Here is a 3,015-nt window from a genome sequence, read left to right on the forward strand (position 1 = left end):
GGTGCGGGCCTTGGCCTTGCGGCGGACGGTGCCACCGTTGTGCGACCCGCCGAAGGCCAGGTCACCGGGCAGCGAGACCTCGACGCGGCGGCCGTCCACCTCGACGACGACCTTCTTGCGCTCGACCGGCTCGTCGTCGTCGGCGGGGGCACCGGTGGCGCTCCACGGCTCGATCGGGTTGTCCCACTCCTCCTCGATCCACTTGGTGTAGACGTCGAAGCCCTTCCCGTCACCCACGAAGGCGGGGTTGGCGACGACGTGGGCGTGGAACGGGATGACGGTGGCCATTCCCGCGACCGTGAACTCCGCGAGGGCACGGGCCGACCGCGCGAGCGCCTGGTCGCGGTCCTCGCCCCACACGATCAGCTTGGCCAGCATCGAGTCGAACTGGCCACCGATCGTGTCGCCCTGCTCGACGCCGGAGTCGACGCGGACGCCCGGCCCGCTGGGCTCGTGGTAGCCCGTGATCGTGCCGGGGGCGGGCAGGAAGCCGCGTCCGGCGTCCTCGCCGTTGATGCGGAACTCGAACGCGTGGCCGCGCGGGGTCGGGTCCTCGGTGAACTCGAGCACCTCACCCTCGGCGATCTTGAACTGCTGCAGCACGAGGTCGATGCCCGCGGTCTCCTCGGTGACCGGGTGCTCCACCTGGAGGCGGGTGTTGACCTCGAGGAAGGAGATCGTGTCGCCCTGGACCATGTACTCGACCGTGCCGGCGCCGTAGTAACCGGCCTCCTTGCAGATGGCCTTGGCGGAGTCGTGGATCCGCTTGCGCTGGTCGTCGGTGAGGAACGGGGCCGGGGCCTCCTCGACGAGCTTCTGGAAGCGACGCTGCAGCGAGCAGTCGCGGGTGCCGGCGACGACCACGTTGCCGTGCTGGTCGGCGAGGACCTGGGCCTCGACGTGGCGCGCCTTGTCGAGGTACTGCTCGACGAAGCACTCGCCGCGACCGAAGGCGGCGGTGGCCTCACGGGTGGCCGAGTCGAAGAGCTCGGCGACCTCGGACATCTCGTGGGCGACCTTCATCCCGCGCCCGCCGCCACCGAAGGCGGCCTTGATGGCGATGGGCAGGCCGTACTCCTCCGCGAACTTCACGACCTCGTCGGCATTGGCGACGGGGTCCTTGGTGCCGGCCGCCATCGGAGCCTTGGCGCGCTCGGCGATGTGCCGGGCGGTGACCTTGTCGCCGAGGTCGCGGATGGCACTGGGCGGCGGCCCGATCCAGATCAGCCCGGCGTCGATGACGGCCTGGGCGAAGTCGGCGTTCTCGGAGAGGAAGCCGTACCCGGGGTGGATGGCGTCGGCTCCGGACTTGGCGGCCGCGTCGAGGATCTTGTCGAAGACCAGGTAGGACTCCGCGGAGGTGGTGCCTCCCAGGGCGAAGGCCTCGTCGGCCAGCTTGACGAACAGGGCATCGGCGTCGGGCTCGGCGTACACGGCCACGCTGGCCAGACCGGCGTCCTTCGCCGCGCGGATCACACGTACAGCGATCTCGCCGCGGTTGGCGACGAGGACCTTGGTGATGTGAGAGCTGGCATGACTGGGCACTCAGGGCCTCCTGGTGATGGACGTCTCTTAGACCGGTGCGCCCGGTAGGGGCACCGATATTCTCCAGCAGTCTAATGAGAGGCCCCCCTCATGTGTGGGTTTGGGGGTCGAAGGGCTGCCCCACGGGGGCGGGCCGAGCGGGTCGTCGCCTCTCTGACCTGCTGTTCAGCTGCGGAGCTCGGGCCGCCACAACTGGTGCGCGTGGATCCCGGCCCCCTCGAGGAGGCGCCGCAACAGCGGAAGGCTGAGTCCGATGACGCTCGACGGGTCGCCGTCTATCCGGTCGATGAACCAGCCGCCGAGCGACTCGATGGTGAAGCCGCCGGCGCACTCGAGGGGCTCGCCGGTGCGGAGGTAGACGTCGAGGTCGGCGTCCGACGGGGCGCCGAAGTGAACCGTGGTGTCGGAGGTGTCGGTCCCGCTCCGGGTGACGACGAGGGGGCCGTCCCCGGTGAGGTCGGCGACCATCAGTGCGTGGCCGGTGATCAGCACCCCGTGACGACCGCGCATCCTCCGCCACCGCGCCATCGCACGCTCGTAGGTGTGCGGCTTGCCCTCGAGCCGGCCGTCGACCAGGAGCATCGAGTCGCAGCCCACCACGATGAGCGTGTCGGCACCCGCGGCCCGGGCCTCGGCCGCGAGTGCCCCGCCCTCACGATCGAGGACGTCCTGCGCCTTCGCGCGGGCCAGTTCCTCCACCACGCGTACATGCGGGGTGGCCGCGGGGAGTGCGGCCTGGAGGGCGTCCTCGTCGACCTGCGGGTGTCGGATGAGCGGGTCCACGCCGGCCTGCTGGAGGATCCGCAGGCGGGACGGGGAGGCCGAGGCGAGGACGAACGTGATCATGGGTCCAGCGTAGCCAGGGCCTCAGTTCCGCGGCAGCAGCATCGTGACGGTGAGCGTGGTGGGCTCGATCGCACGCACCGAGTGCCGCAGCCCCGCGGTGAGGTGGATCATTTCGCCGGGCACCAGGACGACCGTGCGGTCGGGGAGGCCGAACTCCACCCGGCCCCTCAGGACCTGGACGAGGATCGGGTGGTGGGCCGCGTGGTTGCCGAGTTCGTGACCCTCCGCGAACTCGAACGCCACGATCTTCGCGGTCTCGTCCTCGTGCACGACGGAGGCCCGAGGCCGGTTCTCGAAGGGCTCGGCGCGACCGATGATGTCGGTCAGATGGGTGGCGGTGCCCTCGGTGGTCCCGGCGCGGCTGCCGTGGTCGCGGTCGTCGCGTTCGGGGGTGGTGGGCTCGTTGGACACGCGGCGCCTCCTGGAAGTTGGTGTCCCCCAACCTACGGGGCGGGCGTCCGGTGTGGTTGCCGCGTAGCCGGTCCGCATCCGCCCACGCGCCTGTACGGACAGACCGCAGCCGCCCCCGGCGCCGCACTCCCGCAGGCGCTTCGGTGCGCGCGGGCGTGCAGGGACGGGGGCGGCTGTGGTGCCGCCGGGCTGGGCCGGGTCAGTACTGGCGGA

3 protein-coding genes are annotated in these 3,015 nt (G+C 71.1%); all 3 read right to left on the bottom strand.

All coding sequences use genetic code 11. From position 1 onward, the window contains the following. On the bottom strand, window positions 1-1,545 hold a 1,545-nt coding region (locus tag G6018_RS08685; RefSeq protein WP_182639402.1), incomplete at its 3' end, for a biotin carboxylase N-terminal domain-containing protein. 165 nt (window positions 1,546-1,710) lie between these two features. After that, the gene (locus G6018_RS08690) at window positions 1,711-2,391 is read right to left on the bottom strand and encodes a nucleoside triphosphate pyrophosphatase (protein WP_182639403.1); all 681 of its coding nucleotides are present in this window, start codon (window positions 2,389-2,391) and stop codon (window positions 1,711-1,713) included. A 21-nt stretch (window positions 2,392-2,412) separates the two neighbouring features. Further along, window positions 2,413-2,802 (bottom strand): cupin domain-containing protein, encoded by a 390-nt coding sequence (locus tag G6018_RS08695; protein WP_182639404.1) that lies wholly within the window; start codon window positions 2,800-2,802, stop codon window positions 2,413-2,415. Window positions 2,803-3,015 lie beyond the last annotated feature (213 nt).

Origin of the sequence: Dietzia sp. DQ11-44 (assembly GCF_014145205.1) — a bacterium.
In the GTDB taxonomy this organism is placed as follows: Bacteria; Actinomycetota; Actinomycetes; order Mycobacteriales; family Mycobacteriaceae; genus Dietzia; species Dietzia natronolimnaea.